The organism is Vibrio sp. YQ_11, assembly GCF_043103065.1.
GTDB classification, from domain to species: Bacteria; Pseudomonadota; Gammaproteobacteria; order Enterobacterales; family Vibrionaceae; genus Vibrio; species Vibrio parahaemolyticus.
Genome location: NZ_JBICJM010000022.1, coordinates 1 through 408 on the forward strand (window position 1 = coordinate 1; position 408 = coordinate 408).

Sequence of the window (408 nt, forward strand, 5' to 3'; positions counted from 1 at the left end):
CTTTCACATCTGACTTAACAAACCACCTGCATGCGCTTTACGCCCAGTAATTCCGATTAACGCTCGCACCCTCCGTATTACCGCGGCTGCTGGCACGGAGTTAGCCGGTGCTTCTTCTGTCGCTAACGTCAAATAATGCAGCTATTAACTACACTACCTTCCTCACGACTGAAAGTGCTTTACAACCCGAAGGCCTTCTTCACACACGCGGCATGGCTGCATCAGGCTTGCGCCCATTGTGCAATATTCCCCACTGCTGCCTCCCGTAGGAGTCTGGACCGTGTCTCAGTTCCAGTGTGGCTGATCATCCTCTCAGACCAGCTAGGGATCGTCGCCTTGGTGAGCCCTTACCTCACCAACTAGCTAATCCCACCTAGGCATATCCTGACGCGAGAGGCCCGAAGGTCC

The 408-nt window shown here is 54.2% G+C and carries 1 rRNA gene; it reads right to left on the reverse strand.

Annotated elements, in window-relative coordinates:
• Positions 1 to 408: ribosomal RNA gene (locus ACF8EG_RS11365) — 16S ribosomal RNA — on the reverse strand; the annotation flags it as partial.